1 tRNA gene is annotated in these 220 nt (G+C 47.3%); it reads left to right on the top strand.

Annotated elements, in window-relative coordinates:
- Positions 1-61: 61 nt before the first annotated feature.
- Positions 62-137: transfer RNA gene (locus BCU75_RS02960), tRNA-Gly, on the top strand.
- Positions 138-220 lie beyond the last annotated feature (83 nt).

Raw genomic sequence — 220 nt, forward strand, 5'->3', positions numbered from 1 at the left:
AACCACATTACAGTTAAGCGCCATTTATTGCCTAAGGCAGTAAGAGCCGCGATTAACTAATGCGATACTAGCTCAGTTGGTAGAGCGCAACCTTGCCAAGGTTGAGGTCATCGGTTCGAACCCGATGTATCGCTCCAAATTCTCTCTCGTGCTTTGCACTGAAGAAGATGGTCAAGTCTCATTGTACTTAACAATGCATTCGGACGCGGGATGGAGCAGT

It is taken from the genome of Vibrio splendidus (assembly GCF_002873455.1).
Lineage (GTDB): Bacteria > Pseudomonadota > Gammaproteobacteria > Enterobacterales > Vibrionaceae > Vibrio > Vibrio splendidus_J.